Genomic DNA, 26,555 nt, shown 5'->3' with positions numbered 1-26,555 from the left:
TGACCAGTATTGCTGTCTTTTACATTTAGTACCCCATTTCCTGAAGTGCAGTTGCCAACTGGTCTGGACAACTTGTTGGTTTGTTGCCGCAGGTAATACCCTTCAATCGGGCAATCACTTCCTGCGCCTTCATACCTCTTATCAAGGAACAAACGCCCTTGGTATTGCCATCACAACCACCGATAAACTGCGCATCCTGTACGACTCCATTCTCATCTACACTGATGCAGATGTACTTGGAGCAGGTACCATGAGTCTGATAAGTCACCTTGGTAAGATGCTTTGCATTCTCATTGCTGATCATAGGAAACTTATTCAGCGTCAGCAGGAATTTCTGGCTTCATGTTGGTATAGACAGTCTGAACATCGTCAAACTCCTCCAACTTCTCAACCATCTTGTCGATAGTCTCACGCTCCTCAGGAGTTACATCCTTCAAATCATTAGGAATGTAAGTGAACTCAGCACCAGTTACCTCGAAGCCCTCAGCCTCCAAATGCTTCTGGATTTCACCGAAGCTTGTAGGAGCACCATAGATAGTGATTTCATTGTTCTCCTCATCTTCATCAAACTCGTCTTCTACACCATAGTCGATCAGGTCGAGAATCAACTCGTCCATATCCAGACCTTCCTTCTTCTTGAATGTGAACACAGCCTTGTGATCGAAGAGGAAAGAAAGGGAACCTGTAGTACCCAAGTTGCCGCTGAACTTATTGAAAATAGAACGAACGTCAGCTACAGTACGAGTAGTATTGTCTGTCAATGTGTCAACAAATACAGCAACACCGTGAGGACCATATCCCTCGTATGTTACCTCCTTGTAATCGCTGGTATCCTTGCCACAAGCGTTCTTGATGGCACGAGCGATGTTATCCTTAGGCATGTTCTCACGCTTACAGTTAGCGATGATAGCACGCAAAGTAGGATTGTTCTCTGGCTCTGGACCGCCAGCCTTTACTGCAATTGCAATCTGCTTACCTAACTTAGTAAATGTCTTGGCCATGTGGCCCCATCTTTTCAGCTTTGTAGCTTTACGATATTCAAATGCTCTTCCCATTGGAATAAATTTTAAAAATGTTTATCGTTTTGTTTAAAATATTATCTTAACTCTGCATTGAGCTTGCCTGTCAGGTTGGCAATCAACTTCTTCATGATTGCGTCTATCTGCTTGTCATTCAAAGTCTTTTCTTCATCCTGAAGAATGAAGTTGACAGCATAACTCTTCTTGCCAGCTGGCAAGTTCTTACCTTCATAGACATCAAAGAGAACGACACTCTTCAGAAGTTTTTTCTCTGTCTGACGAGCGATTTGCTCAATCTGCTCAAACTGTACACTCTTATCTACCAAGAGAGCCAGGTCGCGGCTTACTGAAGGATACTTACTGATATCAGTATAGGTGAGGTTCACCTTCTTGATGGCCTTCATCAGGTTGTCCCAATGTACATCGGCATAGAATACATCCTGCTCAATATCAAAAGCCTTCTTCAACTTGAGACTCAAGATACCCAACTCTACCAATACCTTACCTGCACGTGTCTCATACTGTACACCCTTAGAGAAGATATTGTTGTCGCTATGCTTAATCACAATGTTATTGGCAGGCATGCCAACACGACGAAGGATATTCTCTACCACAGCCTTCAACTCGTAAATGCTACTCTGCTCATCAGCATGAGCCCAGTTACCCTCTACGCGCTTACCGGTAATGAAAAGAGAAATATGACCCTCCTGAGTATAACCCTTGATAGGATTCTCAGCATCCCACTTCTCCTTATTATATATATAGGTGTTACCAACCTCGAAGAACTTCAGATTCTGACTCTTGTGATTGATGTTGCGAGAAACACTCTCCAAACCGCCAAAGAGCATAGTCTGACGCATCACACCGAGATCAGTACTCAATGGATTCATGATCTTAACAGTATGCTCATCAGGATAAGCATTGAGTTCCAAATCAGTATAATAGCTTGCCTTGGTAAGAGAGTTGTTCAGGATTTCCATGAAACCTTCACCCACCAACTGCTCTGCTACGATATTCTGAGTATGATAATGCTTATCTTCCTCTCCCTGAACTGTCAAAGAACTCTTCAACTGGGTAGGAATTTCTACATTATTATAACCATAGATACGGAGAATGTCCTCTACTACATCACAAGGACGCTGAACATCTACACGGAATGGAGGAACAAGGAGATCGATGCCTTCAGCATCCTCCTTCACAATCTTCATCTCCAGGGATGTAGCAATGTTCTTGATAGTCTCCACACCGATTTCCTTACCGATGAGACGATGAGCGTACTCATAGTTCAAGCGAACAGGGAAATCCTGAATAGGCTCTGGATAAACATCCTTGATTTGCATGGAAATCTTACCACCTGCAAGTTGCTTACAGAGAATAGCAGCCTGCTGCAAAGCATAAATCTGTCCGTTTGGATCAACACCACGCTCAAAACGATAGCTGGCATCTGTACTCAAACCATGACGACGTGCACTCTTGCGAATCCAGGTTGGATGGAAATAAGCACTCTCCAGAACTACATTCTTGGTGGTCTCGTATGTACCAGAACCCTTACCGCCAAAGATACCAGCGATACACATTGGCTCTTCTGCATTGCAGATGCTCAAATCGTGCTCACCAAGTGTATGTTCCTCACCATCGAGGGTAACAAACTTAGTTCCTTCTGGCTGGGTACGAACTACAATCTTATGACCGGTTACCATGTCAGCATCAAAACAGTGCAATGGCTGACCATATGCCATCATGATATAGTTGGTAATATCCACAATATTGTTGATTGGGCGCAAGCCGATGATATTCAACTTATCCTGCAACCACTTTGGACTTTCCTTTACTTCGCAATCTGTGATACTTACACATGCATAACGCTTGCAAGCATCAGCATTCTGAATCTCTACGTCAATAGGCAGGTCCTCGTTATCTACGACAAACTCAGCGCAAGAAGGACGATGAAGACTGGTCTGATAACCATTCTGCTTCAACCAAGCATAGAGGTCGCGGGCAACACCCCAGTGACCCAGTGCATCTGCACGATTGGCAGTGATATCAATCTCAATCAGCCAATCACTCTCAAGATGATAATACTCAGCAGCAGGCTGACCTACTGGAGCATCCTCTGGGAGAACAATAATACCAGCGTGGTCTGTACCCACACCAATCTCATCCTCAGCACAAATCATACCAAGGCTCTCAACTCCACGGAGCTTGCTTCTCTTGATAGTAAAACTCTGGTCACCATCGTAAAGTACACAACCTAAGTCTGCTACGATAACCTTCTGACCAGCGGCAACATTTGGCGCACCACAGACAATCTGCTGAGGCTCACCCTTGCCCAGGTCAACAGTTGTTACATGAAGATGATCGCTGTTAGGATGCATCTCGCATGTCAACACTTTACCCACGTAAAGACCTTTCAGTCCACCTTTGATAGACTGAACTTCTTCCAAAGCGTCAACTTCCAGACCGCAAGAAGTCAGCGCGTCTGCAACTTCCTGAGGAGTCAAGTCGAAATCGACGTATTCTTTAAGCCATTTATAAGAAACGTTCATTATAATGATTTTATTTGTATTCTCAAAATTCACATCGAAGCACCTCCTGCACTTCGACTTTTTATGATTTTCTCTAAAACTTTGCAAAAATACAAAAAAAAACAGACTTAGACGAAAAAATATTCGTATATTTGCACTTATTAAAAGTTTAATGCGATTTTTCCAGCGAAAACAGAAACTTTTTCATTTAGAAGATAGATTTCAAAGCAAAATAACATGCGAAAGAAAAAGTCCCCACAGATAACACCCCTGATGCACATCAGCATCATCCTAACCATCGGAATTCTCATCGCAAAGATGGGATACGGCTACATTGACACCATCTATTGGCTGGTGGCAGCACTGCTGTCATGGGGTATTTCATTCTATCTTCTCAAACGCTCTTCATCGACAATAAACGTCCAATGCCTTTCCCTGTTTATCTGCATATTCTGTATGGGAGGAGTCCTGACTTCTCACCAGCTGGACAAGAAACAGGATAAGCCGCAAATCATCACTGAAGAAAACCTTTCATCATTTGACAAAACCATGTTAGTCACTCAAGAATGCAGAAACACAATCCAAAAACGATTGCGAAGCCTCAACATTCAGGAACAGGACTTCGCCATCGTCTCTGCCATGACCCTCGGAGACAAGACCTCATTGACAAAAGAAACCAAAGATATCTATTCGATATCAGGAGCCAGTCATATACTGGCTGTCAGCGGATTACATATCGGAATTATTTTCCAACTATTCATTCTATTGTTAGGAGGACGAAGACGTAGTATCCCTACCATCATACTTTCCATCACCGCCATTTGGGCTTATGTCATTTTTATCGGAATGCCCGCCAGTGCTATACGTTCTGCTACCATGATCAGCATCTGCTGCTTTGCCATGCTTTCCCATCGTAAAGCACTGTCTATCAACAATCTCACGTTTGCCTATGTTATCATGCTTATTTACAATCCGCTCTACTTATTCGACATCAGTTTCCAAATGTCGTTTATGGCAGTTTATTCGATTCTATTGTTCTACCAGCCTCTTGAAGGCCTATGCAGTACCAGTCATTTTTATACCCGATGGCCCTGGAGTATGCTCTGCATTTCCATAGCTGCTCAAATCGGCACCATGCCACTCATCATCTATTATTTTGGCCGCATCTCATGCTATGCACTTTTCACCGGTTTCATAGCCATCCCTGCAGCCACAGTAATCCTTTGGTTATCTGCCGCCATTCTCCTGCTTACACTTCTTACCCATATACCCCTGATGAGTTTACTGTCAGAACCGCTTCTACACTTTGCAGCAAATGGACTCATTAGTATCACCCAAGCAACGAATACGGCATTAAAACTCACAACTATGCTGCCAGGAGCAAGCATTGATGGGATAAAAATAAATATCCCACAATTATGCCTCATCTATTTCTGCATAATCGTGGGATACATATTTATCAGGAAGACAAGGTATTATTCAAAAACCTCATCAATTCCATTTTCAGTAAAATCATCCTCTTCTGTCTTCCGACCACAAGGATTATAATCTTCCGGAAGATCAAACTTTGCCATTGGATCTATACCTAATGACCTGTCAGCATACACCTTCTTCATGAAGATAGCCCATATAGGAAGCGCCATCGTAGCACCTTGTCCCATCTGTCCTCTGTCAAAATGAATATCACGGTCTTCACCACCCACCCAACAGCCGCTTACCAACTGCGGAGTGAAACCGATAAACCAACCATCACTATTATTGTTGGTTGTACCAGTCTTGGCACCTATCTGTCCCTGGAAATTATAACGATAGCGCAAACGCCCAGCAGTACCATTATCTACTACACCCATCAGCATCGTAAGCATCTTCATTGCATTGGCTGCACCAATCACCTCATTCATTCGAGGTTGGAATGTAGCAATGGTATTTCCTTCATTGTCCTCTATTCGACTCACAAACATAGGAGCTGTACGGATACCATGATTGGCAAATACCGTATAGGCACTCACCATCTCGCTCACACTCACTTCACAAGGACCGAGACAGAGACTCATGGATGCATGAATATCAGGATTATGAATACCGAAGTCATGGAGAATCTGAACAAACTGGTTTGGATTCAACTTGCTCATCAGATAAGCACTAATCCAGTTGTTACTCTGCGCCAATCCCCACTTCAATGGCACCATCTGTCCATAACGGGCATGACTCACGTTACGAGGAGTCCAAGGCCTTCCGCCAACTATATATGTCCGCTGTCTGTTAGGAGCATAATCACAAGGTGTGAATCCGTTCTCCATAGCTAAGCTATAGAGGAATGGTTTGATAGTAGAACCCACCTGTCTCCTACCTAAGCTTACCATATCATACATGAAATGAGGATAATCCAAACCGCCCACATAAGCCTTGACAGCTCCAGTCTTCGGATCCATACTCATGAAACCACTACGCAGGAAGCCTTTGTAATATCTGATGGAATCGAGCGGACTCATCAAGGTATCAATATCTCCATGATAAGTGAACACCGTCATTTCAATTTTCTTGCGGAAAGCCTCTTTGATTTCCTCTGGTGTGCATCCCGCGGCCTTCATCGTACGCCAGCGCTCACTCTGGGTAATAGAACGGTTCAGAATATAACGTATCTGCTGAGGAGTCAACTTATCTGAATAAGGAGAACTTGGCTTTGGCTTATTTTCCTTATCAAAAGCTGGCTGAAGATAACGGGCAACATGCTGATAAACAGCCTCTTCTGCATACTTCTGCATACGACTATCGATGGTAGTAAACACCTTCAGTCCATCAGAATAAACATTGTATGGCGAACCGTCTTTCTTGAAATTTTTATTGCACCAACCATAGAGAGGATCTGTATCCCAGGCTATGGAATCGGCAACAAACTGCACATTGTTCCACGAAGGATAGTCTGTACGAACAGGGCGTTTTGCCATCATGTACCGGCGCAAGAATTCCCTTAAATAAGTAGCCGTACCATCCTTATGATCAGTACGATGGAAGTTCAGCGTCAAAGGTTCACTTGAATAGTTCTGATACTCAGCACGGTCCATATAACCAGCCTTCACCATCTGCGAGAGAACAACATTACGACGCTCCTTGGCACGTTCAGGATAACGTACCGGATTGAAGAGCGATGGGTTCTTGCAAAGACCTATCAAAGTAGCAGCTTCACACACCGTCAGATTCTTCGGTTCCTTATTAAAATAGGTATTAGCTGCCGTCTTGATACCGACAGCATTATGCAGAAAATCAAAATAATTGAGATAGAGAGCAATAATCTCCTCTTTGGTATAATAACGTTCCAACTTGATGGCAATGACCCACTCTATTGGTTTCTGGAGCATTCGCTGAGCAGCACTTTGCGCAGTACTACTATACAACTGTTTAGCCAACTGCTGAGTAATGGTGGAACCACCTCCAGCATTAGTCTGTCCCAAAATACCACGCTTAATAATAGCACGACCCAGCGCTCTGAAGTCAATACCAGAGTGCTCATAAAATCGTTCATCCTCAGTAGCCACCAAAGCCTGAACCAAATAAGGTGACATTTTCTTATAAGGTATCACAATTCTGTTTTCCTTATTCAGATTCCATGTACCGATAACCTTACCGTCAGAAGAATATACCTGAGTCGCAAAGCGGTTGATCGGATTCTGCAAATCTTCAATATCCGGCATATAGCCAATCCAGCCAAACCAAATGGCAAAGAATCCAATAATTGCAGAAACAATACCTCCAGCAAGAAGCGCCCACAAAATATGTATGAAACGTTTTCTCATCACTAATTAAATTATATTTCAAATATCATTTCTTGATAATTTGTGCAAAATTACACAAAAAAAGTTGTTACGCAAAAGAAATCAAGGAAATTTTGCATATTCCAAATAATAATGTTAACTTTGTCGGCAGAAAAAAGACTTAGATGCTTATGGCAAGAAAACTATATCCTTTAGGAATACAGACATTTGAGAGAATCCGCAAGGAAGATAAACTCTATATAGACAAGACGGAATATATCTACCACATGACTCATACCAGTGGTACATATTTCTTCCTGGCTCGCCCTCGCCGTTTTGGAAAATCACTACTTGTCTCAACGCTCCAAAGCTACTTTGAAGGCAAGAAAGATTTGTTTGAAGGACTTGCCATCGAAAAGTTTGAGAAAGAATGGACAGAATATCCTGTACTGCATTTTGACATGAGCGGTGGAAAGCACATGGACAAGGAACAGCTGGAAGAGTACCTGGGATATCGCCTCCAAGATGAGGAAAAGAAATGGGGAATTTCTAACCCTGCAAAAGGTAACAACAATCGTTTGATAGACCTTATCAACACTGCATATCAAAAAAGCGGCAAACAAGTGGTCGTTCTCATTGATGAGTATGATGCGCCTTTGTTAGACGTTGCTCATGACAATGACAGACTGATAGCTCTTCGTGATGTTATGCGCAATTTCTACAGCCCTTTGAAATACAGAGAACCTGTTCTCCGTTTTGTTTTTCTCACAGGCATCACCAAGTTCTCGCAAGTCAGCATTTTCAGTGAACTAAACAACATCACCCTTCTCTCCATGAATGATGACTATGCTGGTATTTGTGGTATCACAAAAGAAGAACTGCTTACCCAAATGTCGGAGGACATAGGAGAATTGGCTGAGAAAATAGGCATAACCAAGGAGCAAGCCATCGAAAAACTCAAAGAGCATTACGATGGTTATCACTTCTCTGGCGAATCACCAGACATTTTCAATCCTTACAGTTTGCTGAATTGCTTCAATGAGAAGAAATTCGGTTCATATTGGTTTGCCTCTGGCACTCCTACATACCTCATCAATATGATGCGAAAATTCGACGTTATACCATCGGACATCACAAGAGTAGAAGCTGATGCAAGCGAATTTGATGCACCAACGGAGAACATGACTACCATCATGCCATTACTCTACCAAAGTGGTTACATCACCATCAAAGATTACAACCAGGAGTATAATTATTATACCCTCGACATTCCAAACAAAGAGGTAAAAGATGTTATTCTTCATTTAAACTTTGCTCACTGACTATCTTGTAGATGTGGAGGTACATACCCCAAAAGGCAGAGTTGGCATTGTTCTCCTGACCAAGACCAATCTCGACCTCATAGAATTGAAACTTAATCAGGATGCCCAGACTGCAATGCAGCAGATCAACTTCAAGAACTACCCCCAGCATTTCGCTTTAAGCGAGAAGCCAATTTGTATAGAGAATGTTCTTCTCACCTGGCAGAAGTACGTTTTCACTGGATTGAGAGTCAAAACGAAGATAAGTACAACAAACAAGTCCATAAACTATGTACAGAGGCTTACTGGAACACTTGTGAACAATATGGAATTGAAAAATTATATGAAAACAAATAAGATAATGGATTCTATCCGCAAGACTACTCCTGAAAACACAAACAAGCAAGTAGATTTTGGTGTAGCTATTGCCAACAGAGTGTATGACTTGCTGAAGGAACGCAACATGACCCAACGTGATTTTGCTAAAGCCCTAAACAAGACAGAAACAGAAGTGAGCCGATGGTTAAGCGGCACGCATAATCTCACACTATCCTCTATCGCTAAAATGGCAACCGTTCTTGGAGACGACATCATCACTACCACACATACACTTCGCCCGTACAAGATTCCAGACGTTGAGCAATATGCCACAAGCGTAGCAGAAGAGGTTCACACATAAAGAAGTAAAGTTCCGATAGTTTTTCACTACCGTCAAAAGAGCTTTCGAGAATAACTAAAAGAGTTTTTGACAGCCGTCAAAAACTCTTTTTACGTATGTACTAAAGGTTGAGAGCATACGTTTCAGCCCATAAGTATTGGTAATTACTCTTAAACAATATACCTTTTTACTCTACAATCACGTAATTTCACTCCCCTATTACCCGATACAAATAAGTGGCACCCACCTTCTCGCGAACCATCTTCGGAAAATCTCCTTCACAATAACCATCAAGCACTTGGCGAGCATGATAGTCTGCTACGCCCAACAAAAGACGGAAGTTCTTGACTGTTATAAAACCATGTTCCTTGCAATAATTGGTGATAACCAGCCATTCTTGCTCTGGGGCTTGCGCAAAAGCTTTTGTTTTCCAAGGACTACGGCTGCATTTACTATCATACTCAATGAAAAAGTCCTTGTCAAACTCCTTGGTTGTTCGCACCTCAAAACCGGAACATACTACCTCACTGGCAGGTATGCGCTCACCTTCATGATAAACCTTGTGATAATAATTACCATTTTCATCCTTGTGTTCCCGTAACTTTAGCTTCGGACGAATGACAAGCATATTTCCTATCTTCACTTCCATACCTTGGGAGAGAGCCAACATCGTCTCGTCCTTGATGGATTCGATGGCTGCCACAAATTGGGCTGGCGTCATCTGGTGATGATGCCGCATTCCCTTTGTCATATCCTTAAAATCATAAATATCGCTATAAACGAACTGAGGATGAATCAAATATTCGCCGGTCTCGTCTTTCATCGGAGAACGGTGTTCTATATAATGTATCGAACCTGTTGCTTTTGGCATAGTTATCTTGTACTCTATGATGTTAATATCTACCGAATATTTCCTATCTCTTATATATATAAATAGGTAAACATATTCACCATCTTCATGATGCTATGTTTTGATTCGTCATGTGAGTGCAAAGATAGACAAAAAGTTTGAGATTTGAAAAGGAATTAGAGAAAAACATGATAACAATGAAAGACGATGTGCAAAATAACCTAAAACTTTCAGAGGAAATGAATGAAAAACCAAAAAATATATGTAACTTTGGAGGCGATTTCAAAACAATTCAATCAAATTTACAATGGAAAAACATAATTTTGTGACGATTGCAGACCTTTCCAAGGAGAAACTCATGTATCTCTTGGAAATGGCACAAGAGTTTGAAAAGCATCCTAACAGGGAGCTGTTGAAGGGAAAGGTTGTAGCAACCCTTTTCTTCGAACCATCCACTCGTACCCAACTCAGTTTCCAGACAGCAGCCAACCGCCTTGGCGCACGTGTCATTGGTTTCTCTGATGCCAAGACATCCAGCACTACAAAGGGTGAGACTCTCAAGGATACCATCCTGATGGTAAGCAACTATGCTGACGTCATCGCTATGCGCCACTTCATCGAAGGTGCTGCCATATATGCAAGCGAAGTTGCTCCTGTGCCAATCGTCAATGCCGGAGACGGAGCCCACGAGCACCCATCACAATGCTTGCTCGACCTCTACTCAATCTACAAGACACAAGGTACTTTGGAGAACCTCAATATTTATCTGGTAGGCGACCTGAAGTACGGACGTACAGTTCACTCCCTCATCACGGCCATGCGCCATTTCAATCCTACATTCCACTTTATCGCTCCTAAGGAACTCGCTATGCCACAGGAATATAAGTTGTACTGCCAGCAGCACAACATTAAGTATGTGGAGCACGAAGATTTCAACGAGGATGTCATCGCTGGTGCCGACATTCTCTACATGACACGTGTACAGAAGGAGCGTTTCAGTGATCTGATGGAATACGAAAGAGTAAAGAACGTATATATCCTCAAACGCGAAATGCTCAGCAAGGCTAAGGAAAACATGAAGATCATGCACCCACTGCCTCGCGTGAATGAAATTGCATACGATGTGGATGACGACCCACATGCATACTACATCCAGCAGGCTCAAAATGGTCTCTATGCACGAGAAGCCATCTTCTGTCACTGCCTCGGCATCACACTCGATGACGTCAAGAATGACAAGACCGTGATTGAGTAATGTTTAATGTTTAGTGATTAATGTAATTATGGGAAACAATAAGAATCAACTCGTAGTTGCGGCTATCGAAAACGGTACCGTAATCGACCACATACCAGCCGAGAAGACCTATCAGGTTGTCAACCTGCTCCAGTTGGAAAAGATGGACACTCCTGTCACTATCGGCTACAACTTGCCTTCCAAGAAAATCGGCAAAAAGGGAATCATCAAGGTTGCCAACAAGTATTTCACTGATGAGGAAATCAACCGCCTCTCTGTAGTTGCTCCTAACATTGGTCTGAGTATCATCAAGGACTATGAAATCGTGGAGAAAAAGACCGTGAAGACTCCTGATACACTCAAAGGCATCGTAAAATGCAACAATCCTAAGTGTATCACCAATAATGAGCCTATGGCAACTATCTTCCACACAGTAGATGCTGCACTCGGAATTATCCGCTGCCACTATTGCGATAAAGAGCAACAATTAGGCAAGGTAGAACTTTGTAAGTAACAATTTGAAAGCATTTTTCTTCTTTTTCTTCCATATTATTTGGAGTATTGAAGAAAAATGCTTATTTTTGCATCCGCAATTCATAAATACAGAACTTAACAATAAGAGCCAATGGAAAAAGATCAAGAGATTTTCGACCTGATTGAGAGAGAGCATCAGCGTCAGTTGAAAGGTATGGAGCTGATTGCTTCTGAGAATTTCGTAAGTGAAGAAGTGATGAAAGCTATGGGTTCATACTTGACCAACAAGTATGCAGAAGGTCTCCCTGGCAAACGTTACTATGGCGGTTGCCAAGTTGTTGATATCGTAGAGAACCTTGCCATCGAGCGTGTCAAGAAAGTCTTCGGTGCTGAGTATGCCAATGTTCAGCCTCACTCTGGAGCACAGGCTAATGCTGCCGTTCTGCTCGCTGTCCTCAAACCTGGCGATACTTTCATGGGATTGAATCTCGACCACGGTGGTCACCTTTCTCATGGCAGCCACGTCAATACTTCTGGTATTCTCTACAACCCTATCGGTTACAACCTCAACAAAGAGACAGGCCGAGTTGATTACGACGAAATGGAGAAATTGGCTCTTGAGCATAAACCTAAGTTGATCATCGGTGGCGGTAGTGCCTATAGCCGTGAGTGGGATTATGCCCGCATGCGCAAAATTGCTGATGAGGTAGGCGCCTTGCTGATGATTGATATGGCTCACCCTGCTGGTTTGATTGCAGCTGGTTTGTTGGATAATCCATTGAAGTATGCCCACATCGTTACTTCTACTACACACAAGACTCTCCGTGGTCCTCGTGGTGGTATCATCCTGATGGGTAAAGATTTTGATAATCCTTGGGGTCTGACTACCAAGAAGGGCGAGGTGAAGAAGATGAGTATGTTGCTCAACTCTGCCGTATTCCCAGGACAGCAAGGTGGACCTTTGGAGCATGTCATCGCTGCCAAGGCAGTTGCATTCAATGAGAACCTGCAACCATCTTGGAAAGATTATGCACTTCAGGTTAAGAAGAACGCAGCTGTACTTGCAGAAGACCTCATCGGTCGTGGATTCGGTATTGTCAGCGGTGGTACAGACAACCACTCTATGCTTGTCGATCTGCGCTCTAAGTATCCTGACTTGACAGGTAAAGTTGCTGAAAATGCACTTGTTGCAGCAGATATCACTGTCAATAAGAACATGGTTCCATTCGACTCTCGTTCTGCATTCCAGACATCAGGTATCCGTCTCGGAACAGCTGCCATGACTACTCGTGGTGCTAAGGAAGATATGATGCACCTAATTGCTGAACTTATCGAGGAAGTTTTGAATGCCCCAGAGGACGAAAAGGTCATCGCTCGAGTTCGCGAAAAAGTAAATGAGACAATGAAGGACTATCCTCTGTTCGCTTACTAATTCTTCTGATAAACGGAAAGTAAAGGTCCGGAAAAGTTCCTGATTTTTACATTATTATATAATAGGCTTGTTTTTTAAGTAAAGCAAGCCTATTTTTTGTTGTTTTATATTAAAGCCTGATAGAAATACAAGAAAAAATTGTAAGTTTGCAGAATAAAACAAGTACGGAATATGAAGAAATATATCATAACTCTGATATCACTCTTTGGTTTCTGCATTGCTCAAGCACAGGCACAAACCTTAACTTTCGGTCCACTGCACAGCGCAGATAGTCCGAGAGCAGACTGGTTATTGCCTGGTGACACCATCATGCAAGCCGGTCAAAAGATGATTTATCAGGGAAAACCAATGAAGAACGTGAAATATACAGTCAGTTCACCTTCTTGGAATGAAGAACAGAAATCTTTCTCTGAAGAAAAATCCAACTTATCTCCTCTAAGCAGTTTAGATGAAAACAAGGGATTGGAGTACGGCTATGGTCTGCACAAAGGACTGAATGTTTCCTTAGGTGCTTCAGCATTTGCAACTTTCGGAAAAGGCCTGCCTCATAAAGGCGGATTCTCGCAGAATATCAATGCCACTTATCTGGCTCCTCTCTCTAAAGATGGAAAACTCTGGATTGCAGGAGGCGGATATTTCAACAATACTTTCTGGGGAAGCGACAGCTATCGTGACGTTGGACTTTATGCCATCATGGGCTATAAATTCAATGAGCATTGGGAAGCTTATGTATATGGACAACTCAGCATCAGCAACAACTATGATAACTTCTACAATCGCTATGCTGGATATGGCCCCTATGGTTATGGAAGATATGGTGGCTACGGATTAGGCTATTATCCCGGTTTATGGGGAATGGGAGGAACCATGCCTTTCGGATATGGTATGGGAATGCCTGGAGCCAATGTCTTAGGTGCAGGCGTGAAGTACAATGTCAACAAGAATTTCTCCATCGGAATCAATGTGGAGGGTGTATGGTATAATAATAAGGGAATGGATTATTTTGATAGATACAATTATCCGAACCCGAATGAAAACCGTTCCAAACAGTAATATAAAATTCATTATAAAGACAAAAAAAATAAGAGTGTGATGAAAAACTTCATCACACTCTTATTTTTTTGTTCATATTGATTTGAAAATCAATGATGTAAAACCTACATAACTTATCTCTATACTTAATCACAAAGGATTTGAAGGATACGTTCTGCAGAACGACCATCCCAGCGGTCAGGAATGCCAGCCTTCTTCCATTCGCCCTTGAAGATTTTCTGCAACATGGCAGCAAGTATCTCAGCATCTTCTCCTACCAGTTCATTGGTTCCCACTTTTACCGTCTCAATATGCTCTGTATAGTCATTGAGCGTAATACATGGAACACCATTAAACGTAGCCTCTTCTGCCACATTACCAGAATCGCTGATGACACCCTGAGCATGAGCTGTGAGATAACAGAAATCGAGATAAGCCTGTGGAGAAACAATCTCTATTCCTGTATGGTGATCATGTAATGCCTGATGAGTTTGGAAAGACAGTACTGCCTCCAAAGCTTTACCTCTCAAAGGAGCTATCACCTTGACACCAGCCTTTCGCGCCTCCGCATCAATCACAAAGAGTAAGGCATTTAACTTATCTCTATCGGCAAGCAAAACTTTTCGGTTGATGGTCAAAACAAGATACTTCCCATCTTCCAATCCATGCTCATCCATCAGTGATGGGCGAGACATCTTGTTCTTCAGGAAACGGATGTTATCGATAAGGATATTTCCTACCATATATACCTTGGAAAGTTCAGCACCTTCCTTATTGGCAATACTGTTGTTTGAAATACCTGCAGTAAAGAGGATGTCAGAGAGACCATCAATGACAAGACGATTGATTTCCTTAGGCATCGATATATCGAAACTACGGGTACCCGCTGCGATATGAGCTAATTGAATGCCCTGTTTCTTAGTTACGATGGCTACTGCCATAGTAGAAGCCAAGTCATCCACCACGACAACCACATCCGCAGGATTTTCCTGGAGATATTTTTCAAATTTAGCCATGACATGACCTGTAAGTTCATTCAGATTCTCACAGTCCACAGCCAGATAAACATCCGGCTTCGCTATCTCCAAGTCTTCAAACAGAGAATTTTCCAACGTAGGATCATCTTCCATTCCTGTATAGACCAGTTGATAGCCGATATCATGACCACTGTTTTTTGCAGATACGATAGCTCTGATAAGTGGAGCTACCTTGATAAAATTTGGTCTTGCTCCTGCTACAATACAAATCTTTTTCATAAAGTTTTACTTGATCAATAGTTCGTTAATAATTCAATAATGTGCTAAGCAGCTATACGCTGTAAGCACGAGAGATCTTTGAAAATCTTACTAATTAAAGTTCGGTTCGGGGTGTACCCACTTGCTTTAAAAATTCGTTTCACTAGATAAATGTTGGTCATCAGTGACTTAAATGAAGACATAGAATATTCCATTCCCATCTCCTTCATAGTTACCTTGGCAACATTTAGTGATGTGAACGAAGCATTGAAAGCAAAATCGAGTTTCCACTTATCGCGAGCTTGGCAGTCCATAAGACCAGTATAGCCTTTGGCGTCACGAAAGCAAAATTCGATCTGGAACCTAGTTCTATAATAAAGAAGTACCTCTTCACCCGAAAGTGAGGTGTCTGTAGAGAAGAATAGTTTCTTCTTGCCATTCGGCATCTGCCAGATGACAAGTCTAACTTTACACTTGAGTGCCTTGGAATAGGCAATCAAAGTATAAGCTGTTCCTTCTATATCTTTCATCTCCATCTTCTCCATTCGAGTGAGGTCAAGATTCTTCATATCAATCTTGCCATCCTTGGTCTTGGGGCGACCACGTTTTCCTGTACGTGGACCTGCATAGACATAAAAGAGACAAGCATTGTCACGAAAGCGGCTTATCAAAGAGAACCCTTCTTTCTTTATCCCATTAACAAATGTACTTGTAGAGAAGTAAGCATCTGCAACTATGAGGGTTGAGAGTTTAAGAAGTTCCTTGCGATAACGCTTAATGACGCTGATATAGAAATCTACCATAGTCTTATTTCTGAGACTCAGTTCTTTATTACTTAGCGACTGGTGGGCTCTTAACATCATGCAGTCTTTGGCATCGATATCAACGAGACCAATACCCATGATTTCGAGACCATGTTTAACAGACTGTGCACATCCCGACCAAAAACGACCGATATGTGGAGTCTTCTTGCCAGCTTTGCTGATGTAGCTGGGATCAATGGCAATAGCCCATCTTCCCTGTTTACCAAAGAAGCGCTTGGCAAGTGAGACATTAAGTTTGAGCCAGTCAATGCACTTCGACTTTTTCAAGCCGAATGCGTTGCGATAGGTTTGCTCAACATGCGAGCCATACCTACCCATTTGGGTGAAATTTATCTTTCTTGGTATTACCATGAACAAAATTATCACCTCGATGAGTATTTTCTCGAAACTTTTTGTTAACTTTGCAGCCGAATCTTCAACTGCATCTTTAAAGATATCCATATATAGGTCAAGTCCTGTATTCATGTAATATTGTATTTGTCGTGATCTACAAAGTTACTGAAAATCAGCGACTTGACCAACTTTTTATAGCTAAGTATTCATAAGCATTTCTTAATATAAGTTATTGATTTACAGACGATTAAATATTAATTTAACGCAGTATTGCTTGATATAAAGTATAAAATTATAAGTTATCTGAGGAAAGGGGCTTTATCCCTTAAAGAGGTCTTTGATTCCACCAATTGAACCCAACAGGTTTGTGGCCTCGTATGGCAAATAAACCACCTTATTGTTCTTACCTTCAGCAACCTCCTGCATCATCTGAATATATTTCTGTGCCAAGAGATAGTTGGCTGGATTGGTACACTGCCCTACTGCCTCTGTTATTTTCTGGATAGCAATCGCCTCGGCTTCTGCCTTGCGAATACGTGCAGTAGCTTCACCTTCGGCATTCAGGATAGCCTGCTGTTTTGCAGCTTCAGCCTTGTTGACAATAGCTGCCTTCTCACCTTCAGAAAGCAAACGCTGTTTTTCCTTTTCACCTTCAGAAGTCAGAATAGTAGCACGCTTGTTTCGTTCTGCCTGCATCTGCTTTTCCATGGCAACGAGCACACTCTCTGGAGGAGTAATATCCTGCAACTCAACACGGTTTACCTTGATACCCCACTTATTGGTAGCATCATCCAATACAGAACGTAATTTGGTATTGATGGTATCTCGGGATGTCAAAGTCTGGTCAAGTTCCATCTCACCTATAATATTACGGAGTGTAGTCTGTGTCAACTTCTCGATAGCATTTGGCAAATTATTGATTTCATACACACTCTTGAATGGATCTACGATCTGGAAATACAGGAGGGCATTAATCTGCATCTGAATATTATCCTTCGTGATTACATTCTGACGGGCGAAATCATAAACCTGCTCACGCAAATCGATGCTATTACTATAGGTATAACGTCCGTTGCGCTGGGAAACGATATCCTTGGCATGATCGATAAAAGGTATGATGATATTGATACCTGGTTTCAAAGTCGCATAATAACGACCGAGACGCTCTATAATCTTGGTCTCACTCTGAGGAATGATGACAATGGTCTTCTTGACGATGATAAGTGCAAGAACCACAATAACAATTAACACGTAGATACCGATGCTCATAATTGTATGTTTTGATTAGTTAATAATAAATGAAAATTGACTAAAATTGCTTTTTACAGCTTTTCAACTTCCAGAATAATAGACTCTCTTCCGACTATCTTTACCTTTGTTCCCACTTCGATGTTCACAGATGAAGATGGCGCCTCTGCTTTCCAGTCGTCACCATCCAATTTCACTCTTCCGTAATCACCGGCAACAATGGTTTGCGTCACTTCACCCACCTGTCCCAAGAGGGCATCAGCATTGCTTTTCCTGTCATCAGCTCCTTGATGGATGGCATGAACCAGATGAGGGCGTATGAGCCAAATACTCAATACCGAACAGACTGCCCAGGCAATAACCTGCACCCAGAAAGGCAAACCTGCCACTGCCAGGCAGATACTTACCAGAGCACCAAGGGCGAAACAAGTAACATAGAAATCACCAGATGAGAGTTCCATGATGAGACACACTACTGTAATAATGGTCCAGAAAAGCCAAAGATTTTGAGAAATATAGTCTATCATGATTCAATGATTTTGAATGGTTAGTATTTTTATATTGTCTAACGTCTTCTTGTTGTAGTCTTCTTCGCTGCAGTCTTTCTATTTTTTGTCAATTGCGAAGCTCTGACTGTCTTAACAGAAGTAACGGCAGGAGTTGCGGCCTTATAATATTGCAAAGCTGTAGGCATTTCTTTTTGCAAAGCAGCAATACGCTTAGCATCAGAAGGGTGATCACTGAAGATATCACTCTTGTTTGAACTTGAACCGCTGGACATGCGCTTCCAGAAAGGAATTGCCTGCTGAGGATCATAACCAGCCATCGCTGCAAAAATCAGACCCATATAATCAGCCTCAGTCTCATTGTCACGGGAATACTTTAAGTTACGGAATGAGAAATACTGACCGGCAACAGCACTGGCCACATCACCTACACCGCTTCCTACAGCCTGATTCAGAACACTGCCTAAAATATTAGTACCAATCTGCTGATTCTGCTGCTTGCTCAACTGCTCAGCACTATGTTTAGCCACAGCATGTGCAATTTCATGACCAAGAACAATGGCAAGACAGGTCTCGTTCTGGGTATAAGGGAGCAATCCTTCATAAACTACGATTTTACCGCCAGGCATACAGAAAGCATTGGCACTATTATCTTTCACCAGATTAAATTCCCAGGAATAATTCTTCAAGTCATTAGCAAAACCATTCTGCTTCAAATATGTTTCTACGGCAGTTGCCAATCTCTGACCTACTCTTCTGACCATAGCTGTCTGAGTAGCATTCGTGGATTTTTTAGCCGAAGCCATATACTTTGTATATTCCTGATTAGAGAGGCTCAACACCTGCTCATCAGAAACTGAAATACGATGAGTACGACCTGTCAGTGGTACTTGCTGGGTGGTTCCACAGGAAGCCAACACCAATGATGTCATTGCCACAAGGGCAAGATTCTTTAAACTTTTCATCTTCTCTTTGATTTTAAAAACTCCTAAATTGACTGAATTATATGATATAACTCTACTCTTATGCAAAAATAATGTTTTTCTAAATAACTTCCAAACAATTGATAAACTTTTTGAAAGGAAATCGCTATTTTATAACTTTCTTTTCAATGTGATGACGGTCATTTCAGGCCATGCTCCCAAACGGAAAGGGAAAGAGCCACCGATACCTGCGGATACATAGAGCATCTGGGCACCCCGCCTATAAATACCTCCCCACTCCTTGAAAGCCAGACGGGCTGGTGTCAATTTACCTATGAGAATCTGTCCAGCATGAGTATGACCGGAAAGGGTAAGATGTATGCCAGCCTTCAGAGCCTCCTTGCGCCAATGATGTGGGTCGTGGGTCAACAGTATTTTGAAAGCTTTCTTATCTACGATTCCTTTCATTGCCTTTTTCAAGTTGGCACGATTAGAGAAAGGTGGATTTCCTGCATTCTCTACACCTATTATCTCAATACTTGCCAGTCCATGCGATAAGGTAACATGCTCATTCATCAACTGAGTCCAGCCCAACTCCTTCTGAAATCCGAAAAGCATTTTGCGGTTTCGCTTCAAAGCTCCAATGGTATGATTGTTATCATACTCACAATAATCATGATTTCCCCATACAGAATAGATTCCATCGGGAGCATGAAGTTGTTTTAATGTTTCCAGATATGGAGCGACTTCTGTAGCAGAGTTATTGACTAAATCTCCTGTAAAAACCATCAGTTCTACATCTTCATTATTGGCACATTCCACCACTTTTTCTACGAAATCCGTATCTTTGGGAAAAGTACCCAAATGAAAATCCGTGAAATGCAGTATCTTATAACCATCAAAATAGGGAGGTAAATCCGGTGACGAATAGGTTATCTGTTTCACTTCCAACTTTCTCCATCCCTTCGTGAAACCAAATATGAATCCCCCTATCATAAACAAGGCAGGAAGAATGGCTACCCACCAAGGCAAAAATAGAGACAAAAGGATATAAACAATCTTTGGCATCACAGAAAAAAGAATCATCGTAAAAAGGACCCTTACTGAAAGTCTATGATATACGCCAAATTGCAGTCCTGTTTCTGCCAGAAGAAGCAAAGCTGATGGTATCCACCATGCTATTACCAAAGCTAAAGGCCAAGTAGAAACAGCATCAAACCACAGCCAGAGGTCGGGAAGTAATGCCAACCCCAGCATCATGATAATATATAGTAATGATCTAAAAATCTTTTTCATGGTGCAAAAATACAAAAAAAGGATGAGACTCTATCATGGAGCCCCATCCTTTTTTATATTAAATCAGTATTTTCTTCTTGATAAGAATTCTATACCTTAATGATGTTATGCATTAGCTGCTACAGAAATCCAATCGAATACATATGAACAGATACCGAATGCTACGATACCTACTGTGCAAATAGCAAGCGCCAACTTGGTTGAGCAAGCGCTCTGGAAAGTAGGCAGCGGATTATCGCTGTGCTTGATAAACATTGCCTTCACGATAAGCAAGTAGTAGTACAAGCTCAATACGGTGTTAACCAAAGCGATGAATACTACGCCATAAGCCCATGCTCCAAGAGTGGTGTGAATATCTGCACCCTGAACGGCTGCCATAAACACGAAGAACTTTGAGAACATACCTGCAAATGGAGGAATACCACCCAATGAGAACAAGGCCAAGGTCATCAGGAATGCCAAACGTGGATTGGTCTTGTACAAACCGTTGTAGCTGTCCATCATAACTGTACCATTGTTGTGCTCCTCAACAGATGAGATAATGGTAAACACGCTCAAGTTGGCAACTACATAAATCAATACATAGTATGTCAGAGCGGTCACGCTCATTGCTGAGTTACCAACCACAGCCAACATGATGTAACCTGCCTGAGAAATAGAAGAGAATGCCATGAAACGCTTCAAGTCACTCTGACGGATAGCAAAGAGGTTGGCGATAGTGATAGAAAGTACAATGACAATGTAAAGCAATACTGTCCAGTACTCTACCATTGGAGCAAATACCTTCATGAGGATAGCACAGAGAGTAAATGCAGCAGCACCCTTAGAAACTACAGAGAGATAACCTGTAACTGTAGTTGGAGCACCCTGATATGAATCAGCTGTCCAGAAGTGGAAAGGAACCAAAGAAATCTTGAAGCCCAAACCACTGAAGAAGAATACCATACCAGCAATGGTCAATGGAGATGCAGAGATAACCTTTGCAACATCATCGAAATACAAAGTACCACAAGCAGCATAAAGCAAAGAGATACCATAAATCATCACACCACTTGAGAATGTAGCAGTAAGGATGAACTTAGCACCAGCTTCAGCTGAATTGTGACGATACTTATCGAATGCTACCAAGCAAGCCATTGGCACAGATGCCATCTCAAGACCGAGGAAGAACAGGAGGAAGTGATTGGCACTTACCATCATATTCATACCGAGCAAGGTAGAGATAATCAACATATAGAACTCACCCTCCTTGAAGGCTGTGTCCTTACGGCTCAACCACTCCTTGGCCTGTACCAACACGATGAGGGTACCGAGAGCAAGGATAGTCTTCAAGACACCGACAGCAGGACCTGTTGTGTACATGCCGCCAAATGCCTCTGTAGCTTCTGTAGGGAAGATATTGATGGCAATGTGAGCCACCATCAAGAGACATACCAGAGGATTGAACCACTTACGGTCTGCGCTCTTGGAACTGCAGAAGTCAGCAAAGAAAGTGATCAGCAGAACTACCATCAGGGTAGCTTCTGGAATCATATTTAAAAATTGACTGTAATTCATTTCTTCTGATATTTATTACATGATTACACTAAAGATAGGACCTACTGCGTCCATGATAATCTCCTCTGCCCAGAGTGGGAACATACCGAGACCTGCTACACAGGCAATCAGACCTGCTACTGCAATACGCTCATCCCATGTTGCATCGTGGAGTTTCTCCAACTTTGGATTAGGAACCTTCTGATAAAGGATCTTACCTACACAACGCAAGATGTAAACCGCTGTTACTACGATAGAAGTACATGCGATGATGGTACATACACGGTGGAACATATCTGCATTCTGGAATGAACCTACGAAGATGGTCATCTCAGCTACGAAACCAGAGAAACCTGGCAAACCGAGGTTAGCCAAACCTGCTACAGCATAACCTACTGAGAGGAATGGGATAATCTTCATCAAACCACCCAAGTAACGAACGTCACGTGTACCAGCCTGATGATAAATCATACCGATAACGGCGAAGAAGAGGGCTGTCATCAAACCATGAGACAACATCTGGAGAATAGCACCAGTTGCAGCTGTCTGGGTCATCATACAGAGTGCGAAGAGCACCATACCACAGTGAGATACAGAAGAGTAAGCGTTGATGTACTTCAAGTCAGTCTGTACACAAGCTGACAAAGCACCATAAACGATTGAGATGGTTGTCAATACCAAGAATACCTTAATCCAGAAACCATGAGTAGCTGCTGGCAAAAGGAACATAGCGATACGGAAGCAACCATAACCACCCAACTTCATCAATACACCGGCATGCAACATAGATACGGCTGTTGGCGCACTTGCGTGACCATCAGGAGACCATGTATGGAATGGGAACAAAGCTCCAAGAATACCGAAACCGATGAAGAGCAATGGGAAGAATACATTCTGAACGCTCTCAGGAATAGCGTGAGCACCATGGGTATGGTGAGCGATATCCAGGATTTCGAATGTCTGAGCACCACTGTAGAAGTAGATACCCAAGATACCGATAATCAAAAGAGCAGAACCACCCATCAACATCAAAGTCAACTTCATAGCAGAATACTCCTTTGCACCACTACCCCATACACCGATGAGGAGATACATAGGAATCAGCGCAACCTCATAGAACATGAACATGGTGAACATGTCGACAGAGATGAAGAAACCATATACACCGATGCTCAAGAGAGTGAACCAGAGGAAGTATTCCTTCTTCATTGGCTCCATCTGCCAAGAAGCAAATGTACCGGTGAACACAATGATGGAAGTCAAGAGAAGCATCACTACAGAAATACCATCCACACCGAGTGAATAGTTGATGTGCAATGGTTCAAACCAAGGCACACTGTAAGTGAAGAGCATAGGAACCTGGTCTGCTGGCATTGTCTCACGAGCCTCGAGAAATGCAAACACCAAATAGATGGAGAGGCCAAGCAACACGCTGGCACCTGCTACCATCACACCACGAACCTGCTTGTCGTTGCGAGCCAACCAAAGGCCGAGCAACATCAGGAGTGGTACTATGACGAATATACTTAAATTCATTTCTTTTCTATTTACTTAATTGTGAGACTTTAATTAAAGAAGAGCGAGCAGACACAAAGTCAACGCTACTGTACCAGTAAGGAACCAGATAGCATAGCTGCGTACATCGCCACTCTGCCATGGACGGATAGTCTCGCCTGCCTCCTGTGCACCCCAAGCCATGAAATTGAAGGTACCATCGATGACACGACGGTCGAACCATGCAATAGGCTTTGAGAACAAACCAAAGACAATCTTATGTGTAAAGAACTGCCAAGCATCATCAATATAGAAACGATTCAAGGCTGCCTTGTGCAACTTAGGCATCTTCTTAGCCAAACCGTCTGCTAATGGAGTCTTCTTTGGTGCATACATATAAGTAGCAAGAGCAATACCGATAATAGCAACAACGATAGAGGTGCAAGCTACCTGAGTATCGATGTGAATATCATAGCTCTGACCTGTAGCAGAAACGAAGTGACCGAAAGGAATCATACCGCAAACACAAGAGATTGCTGCGAGGAATACCAATGGACCCCACATTACAAAAGGAACTTCCTGAGGTTTACGACGGTTCTCTGGGTCCAACTCATAATAGCTCTGACCCCAGAAGATAACATAGTAAAGACGGAACATATAGAATGCTGTCATACCAGCTACCACTGTCATAAACCAGCCCATGAATGGAGAGAACTGGAAGCAAGCAGTAATGATCTCATCCTTAGAGAAGAAACCTGCGAATGGAGGAATACCTGCAATCGCCAAGCAACCGATGAGGAAGCAGATGTTGGTAATAGGCATGTACTTGTGCAAACCGCCCATGTACTCCTTGAAGTTGCTGCCGATGATGACGATGATAGCACCAGAGCAGAGGAACAACAAGGCCTTGAACATAGCATGAGTAAACAAGTGGAAGATACCAGCCATGTAACCCAAACCACCATGATGGTTATCTACAGCAAAGCAAACACCCAGTGCAACGAGCATGTAAGCAATCTGAGAAATAGTAGAGAAAGCCAAACCACGCTTGATATCGCGCTGGCAGCAAGCTACTGCTGCTGCATAGAATGCTGTGAAAGCTGCAATATAAGCTACATAGTGAAGTGTGTTAGGAGCATACTCTACCCAGATTGGGAAGAGGCTGGCTACCTGATAAACACCAGCTACAACCATGGTAGCAGCGTGAATCAACGCAGAAACAGGAGTTGGACCCTCCATTGCATCTGGCAACCAGATGTGCAATGGGAACATCGCACTCTTACCTGCACCACCGATGAACATAAGGAACAATGCTGCTGGCATTACCCATGCCGCACCAGCCAAAGAACTCTGAAGTTCAGGCTGAGCATTCAAGTCATAGTTGAATGTACCTACATAGAAGCTGTAGAACAAGATACCAATGAGGAAGAAGAGGTCAGCGAAACGAGTTACGATGAACGCCTTCTTGCTGGCATGTACTGCTGCATGCTTTGGATAATAGAAACCAATAAGCAAGTATGAGCAGACACCCACCAACTCCCAGAAAAGATACATCTGGAAAATATTGGTAGCTACTACCAGACCCAACATAGACATGGTGAAGAGGCTGAGGTAAGCGTAGAAACGCTGCATACCCTTTTCATAACCCTCAACCTTGTAATTCTCATCACGCTCAGCCATATAACCGAAACTGTAGATGTGAACCATGAAGCTGACGGTGGTAATCACGATGAGCATCAATACAGAGATTGGTGTCAGACGGAAACCAATGTTGAAAGTCAGCAACTCAGTAAACTTCAACCAAGTAAAATTGAATGAGTCAACAGTTGGATACAAACCTGTTGAAGCATCACGGCCGATAGCAAAGAAATATTCGTATGCTGTATAAATAGACAGACCGAATACACAACCCATCAGGATGGTACCGATGATGGCTGCTACCTGCTTTTTCATCTTCATACCCGCAAGTCCCAGAACCAGGAAGCTCAGGAATGGGAGAAGAAGTATCAAAAATGCATAACTGTAATTCATTGTCTTAATTAGAATTTCATGTTTTCAATACTGTTCACCTGGTCACTGTGATAGTTGCGGTAAACGTTAATAATTATTGCGAGCGCTACGGCTGTCTCGGCTGCTGCTACTCCGATAGAGAACAATGTGAAGAAGAAACCTTCCAACTGTCCTGGGAAGAGAATGCGGTTGAACACAGCGAAGTTCAGATCGGCTGCATTCAATACAAGCTCGATGGAGATGAGCATAGCAACGAGGTTACGACGTGTACAGAAGCCATATACTCCGATGAAGAACAAGAGTGCTGAAAGCACGAAGAAATACTGTACTGGAATCATTTCTTATCCTCCTTTCTTGCGATTAAGATACCACCGATGATACATGCCAACAGGAATACAGAGATAAACTCGAATGGCAATACATAGCCATACTTGTCTGCACCTACCAGGGCAGAACCTACCTGCTCCATTGGCACCTCAGTGTCGGCTACTGTTGCAGCCAAATCGATAAAGTGATTCTTCAACACGATGACTGCCAAGGTTACGAAACCTACAAGGCAAACGAGTGCACGGCCAATGACCTTGCTACCCTTCACGTGCTCCAAAAGACCCTGAAGGGTACGCTTGGAAACCAACTGAATGGCGAAGACATAAAGAATAGTAATACCACCTGCATATACAGCAATCTGAGCTGCACCCAGATAGGTATAGTCGAGCAGGAAGAATACACCAGCTACACCGAAGAGCACGAACAACAGATAAGTTGCCGCACGCATGATACGCTTGGTAGCTACGCACATGATGGCTGAGCCAAGGATGACTACTGCCAAGATGACGAACATAAATAAATTAGCTGTTATCATTGTCTAAAGTC

Annotated in this window: 22 protein-coding genes and 1 pseudogene; 7 read left to right on the top strand and 16 right to left on the bottom strand. The window is 42.6% G+C overall.

The window, feature by feature from the left end:
• Window positions 1–25: 25 nt before the first annotated feature.
• Genes KUA50_RS02800 through pheT form a run of 3 tightly spaced genes read right to left on the bottom strand, consistent with a single transcriptional unit; the run spans window position 26 to window position 3,565 of the window.
• Window positions 26–304, bottom strand: a complete 279-nt coding sequence (locus KUA50_RS02800) for a TIGR03905 family TSCPD domain-containing protein (protein ID WP_022111140.1) — start codon at window positions 302–304, stop codon at window positions 26–28.
• Between the two features lie 7 nt (window positions 305–311).
• A complete protein-coding gene (locus KUA50_RS02795; RefSeq protein ID WP_218457390.1) occupies window positions 312–1,055 on the bottom strand; it encodes a YebC/PmpR family DNA-binding transcriptional regulator in 744 nt (247 codons plus the stop codon).
• Between the two features lie 41 nt (window positions 1,056–1,096).
• The gene (gene pheT / locus KUA50_RS02790; RefSeq protein WP_218457389.1) at window positions 1,097–3,565 is read right to left on the bottom strand and encodes a phenylalanine--tRNA ligase subunit beta; all 2,469 of its coding nucleotides are present in this window, start codon (window positions 3,563–3,565) and stop codon (window positions 1,097–1,099) included.
• A 216-nt stretch (window positions 3,566–3,781) separates the two neighbouring features.
• Between pheT and KUA50_RS02785 the strand changes: the two genes are divergently transcribed.
• Window positions 3,782–5,092: a ComEC/Rec2 family competence protein gene (locus KUA50_RS02785; RefSeq protein WP_218457388.1), complete on the top strand. Its 1,311-nt coding sequence runs from the start codon at window positions 3,782–3,784 to the stop codon at window positions 5,090–5,092.
• Here KUA50_RS02785 and KUA50_RS02780 read toward each other — a convergent pair.
• Window positions 5,020–7,338 (bottom strand): penicillin-binding protein 1A, encoded by a 2,319-nt coding sequence (locus KUA50_RS02780; RefSeq protein WP_218457387.1) that lies wholly within the window; start codon window positions 7,336–7,338, stop codon window positions 5,020–5,022. The genes KUA50_RS02785 and KUA50_RS02780 overlap by 73 nt on opposite strands.
• A 149-nt stretch (window positions 7,339–7,487) precedes the next feature.
• On the opposite strand from KUA50_RS02780, the pseudogene KUA50_RS02775 reads away from it, so the two are divergent.
• Both KUA50_RS02775 and KUA50_RS02770 read left to right on the top strand, forming a co-directional pair.
• A pseudogene (locus KUA50_RS02775) lies at window positions 7,488–8,793 on the top strand (AAA family ATPase); the annotation flags it as partial.
• Window positions 8,794–8,922: 129 nt separating this feature from the next.
• The gene (locus tag KUA50_RS02770; protein WP_318346084.1) at window positions 8,923–9,276 is read left to right on the top strand and encodes a helix-turn-helix transcriptional regulator; all 354 of its coding nucleotides are present in this window, start codon (window positions 8,923–8,925) and stop codon (window positions 9,274–9,276) included.
• Window positions 9,277–9,463: 187 nt separating this feature from the next.
• On the opposite strand, the gene KUA50_RS02765 is transcribed toward KUA50_RS02770, so the two are convergent.
• Entirely contained in the window at window positions 9,464–10,126 is a 663-nt protein-coding gene (locus tag KUA50_RS02765) for a hypothetical protein (RefSeq protein ID WP_218457386.1), read from the bottom strand.
• 286 nt (window positions 10,127–10,412) lie between these two features.
• Between KUA50_RS02765 and pyrB the strand changes: the two genes are divergently transcribed.
• The 4 genes from pyrB (at window position 10,413) to KUA50_RS02745 (ending at window position 14,298) form a co-directional block, all read left to right on the top strand.
• A complete protein-coding gene (pyrB, locus tag KUA50_RS02760) occupies window positions 10,413–11,360 on the top strand; it encodes an aspartate carbamoyltransferase (RefSeq protein WP_022110142.1) in 948 nt (315 codons plus the stop codon).
• A gap of 28 nt (window positions 11,361–11,388) precedes the next feature.
• A complete protein-coding gene (gene pyrI / locus KUA50_RS02755; protein WP_134842617.1) occupies window positions 11,389–11,853 on the top strand; it encodes an aspartate carbamoyltransferase regulatory subunit in 465 nt (154 codons plus the stop codon).
• Window positions 11,854–11,964: 111 nt separating this feature from the next.
• Window positions 11,965–13,245, top strand: coding sequence for a serine hydroxymethyltransferase (glyA, locus tag KUA50_RS02750; protein WP_022110140.1), 1,281 nt, complete (start codon window positions 11,965–11,967; stop codon window positions 13,243–13,245).
• A 171-nt stretch (window positions 13,246–13,416) separates the two neighbouring features.
• Window positions 13,417–14,298 carry a hypothetical protein gene (locus KUA50_RS02745; RefSeq protein ID WP_218457385.1) on the top strand — a complete coding sequence of 294 codons (882 nt, stop codon included), beginning with the start codon at window positions 13,417–13,419 and terminating at the stop codon, window positions 14,296–14,298.
• Between the two features lie 125 nt (window positions 14,299–14,423).
• On the opposite strand, the gene KUA50_RS02740 is transcribed toward KUA50_RS02745, so the two are convergent.
• The 11 genes from KUA50_RS02740 to KUA50_RS02690 form a co-directional block, all read right to left on the bottom strand.
• Window positions 14,424–15,533, bottom strand: a complete 1,110-nt coding sequence (locus KUA50_RS02740; protein ID WP_218457384.1) for a UDP-N-acetyl glucosamine 2-epimerase — start codon at window positions 15,531–15,533, stop codon at window positions 14,424–14,426.
• A gap of 44 nt (window positions 15,534–15,577) precedes the next feature.
• A complete protein-coding gene (locus tag KUA50_RS02735) occupies window positions 15,578–16,801 on the bottom strand; it encodes a transposase (RefSeq protein ID WP_318346065.1) in 1,224 nt (407 codons plus the stop codon).
• A 186-nt stretch (window positions 16,802–16,987) separates the two neighbouring features.
• Window positions 16,988–17,938: an SPFH domain-containing protein gene (locus tag KUA50_RS02730; protein WP_022110137.1), complete on the bottom strand. Its 951-nt coding sequence runs from the start codon at window positions 17,936–17,938 to the stop codon at window positions 16,988–16,990.
• Between the two features lie 53 nt (window positions 17,939–17,991).
• Complete coding sequence (locus tag KUA50_RS02725; protein ID WP_218458066.1) at window positions 17,992–18,444, bottom strand: NfeD family protein; 453 nt, start codon at window positions 18,442–18,444, stop codon at window positions 17,992–17,994.
• A gap of 38 nt (window positions 18,445–18,482) precedes the next feature.
• On the bottom strand, window positions 18,483–19,388 hold the full coding sequence (locus KUA50_RS02720; RefSeq protein ID WP_218458065.1) for a M48 family metallopeptidase: 906 nt from the start codon (window positions 19,386–19,388) through the stop codon (window positions 18,483–18,485).
• A gap of 129 nt (window positions 19,389–19,517) precedes the next feature.
• A complete protein-coding gene (locus tag KUA50_RS02715) occupies window positions 19,518–20,642 on the bottom strand; it encodes a metallophosphoesterase (RefSeq protein ID WP_218458064.1) in 1,125 nt (374 codons plus the stop codon).
• Between the two features lie 105 nt (window positions 20,643–20,747).
• The gene (locus tag KUA50_RS02710) at window positions 20,748–22,199 is read right to left on the bottom strand and encodes an NADH-quinone oxidoreductase subunit N (RefSeq protein WP_218458063.1); all 1,452 of its coding nucleotides are present in this window, start codon (window positions 22,197–22,199) and stop codon (window positions 20,748–20,750) included.
• A gap of 15 nt (window positions 22,200–22,214) precedes the next feature.
• Complete coding sequence (locus KUA50_RS02705; protein WP_118115842.1) at window positions 22,215–23,714, bottom strand: complex I subunit 4 family protein; 1,500 nt, start codon at window positions 23,712–23,714, stop codon at window positions 22,215–22,217.
• Between the two features lie 33 nt (window positions 23,715–23,747).
• Window positions 23,748–25,703, bottom strand: a complete 1,956-nt coding sequence (gene nuoL / locus KUA50_RS02700) for an NADH-quinone oxidoreductase subunit L (protein ID WP_118115844.1) — start codon at window positions 25,701–25,703, stop codon at window positions 23,748–23,750.
• An 8-nt stretch (window positions 25,704–25,711) separates the two neighbouring features.
• Window positions 25,712–26,020, bottom strand: coding sequence for an NADH-quinone oxidoreductase subunit NuoK (gene nuoK / locus KUA50_RS02695; protein ID WP_006846356.1), 309 nt, complete (start codon window positions 26,018–26,020; stop codon window positions 25,712–25,714).
• Window positions 26,017–26,544 carry an NADH-quinone oxidoreductase subunit J gene (locus tag KUA50_RS02690; RefSeq protein WP_134842611.1) on the bottom strand — a complete coding sequence of 176 codons (528 nt, stop codon included), beginning with the start codon at window positions 26,542–26,544 and terminating at the stop codon, window positions 26,017–26,019. Before KUA50_RS02690 ends, nuoK begins: the two co-directional genes overlap by 4 nt.
• Between the last annotated feature and the right edge of the window lie 11 nt (window positions 26,545–26,555).

It is taken from the genome of Segatella hominis (assembly GCF_019249725.2).
In the GTDB taxonomy this organism is placed as follows: Bacteria; Bacteroidota; Bacteroidia; order Bacteroidales; family Bacteroidaceae; genus Prevotella.
Note: the sequence above shows the minus strand (reverse complement) of the source record. Positions and strands in the feature narration are given on the sequence as shown.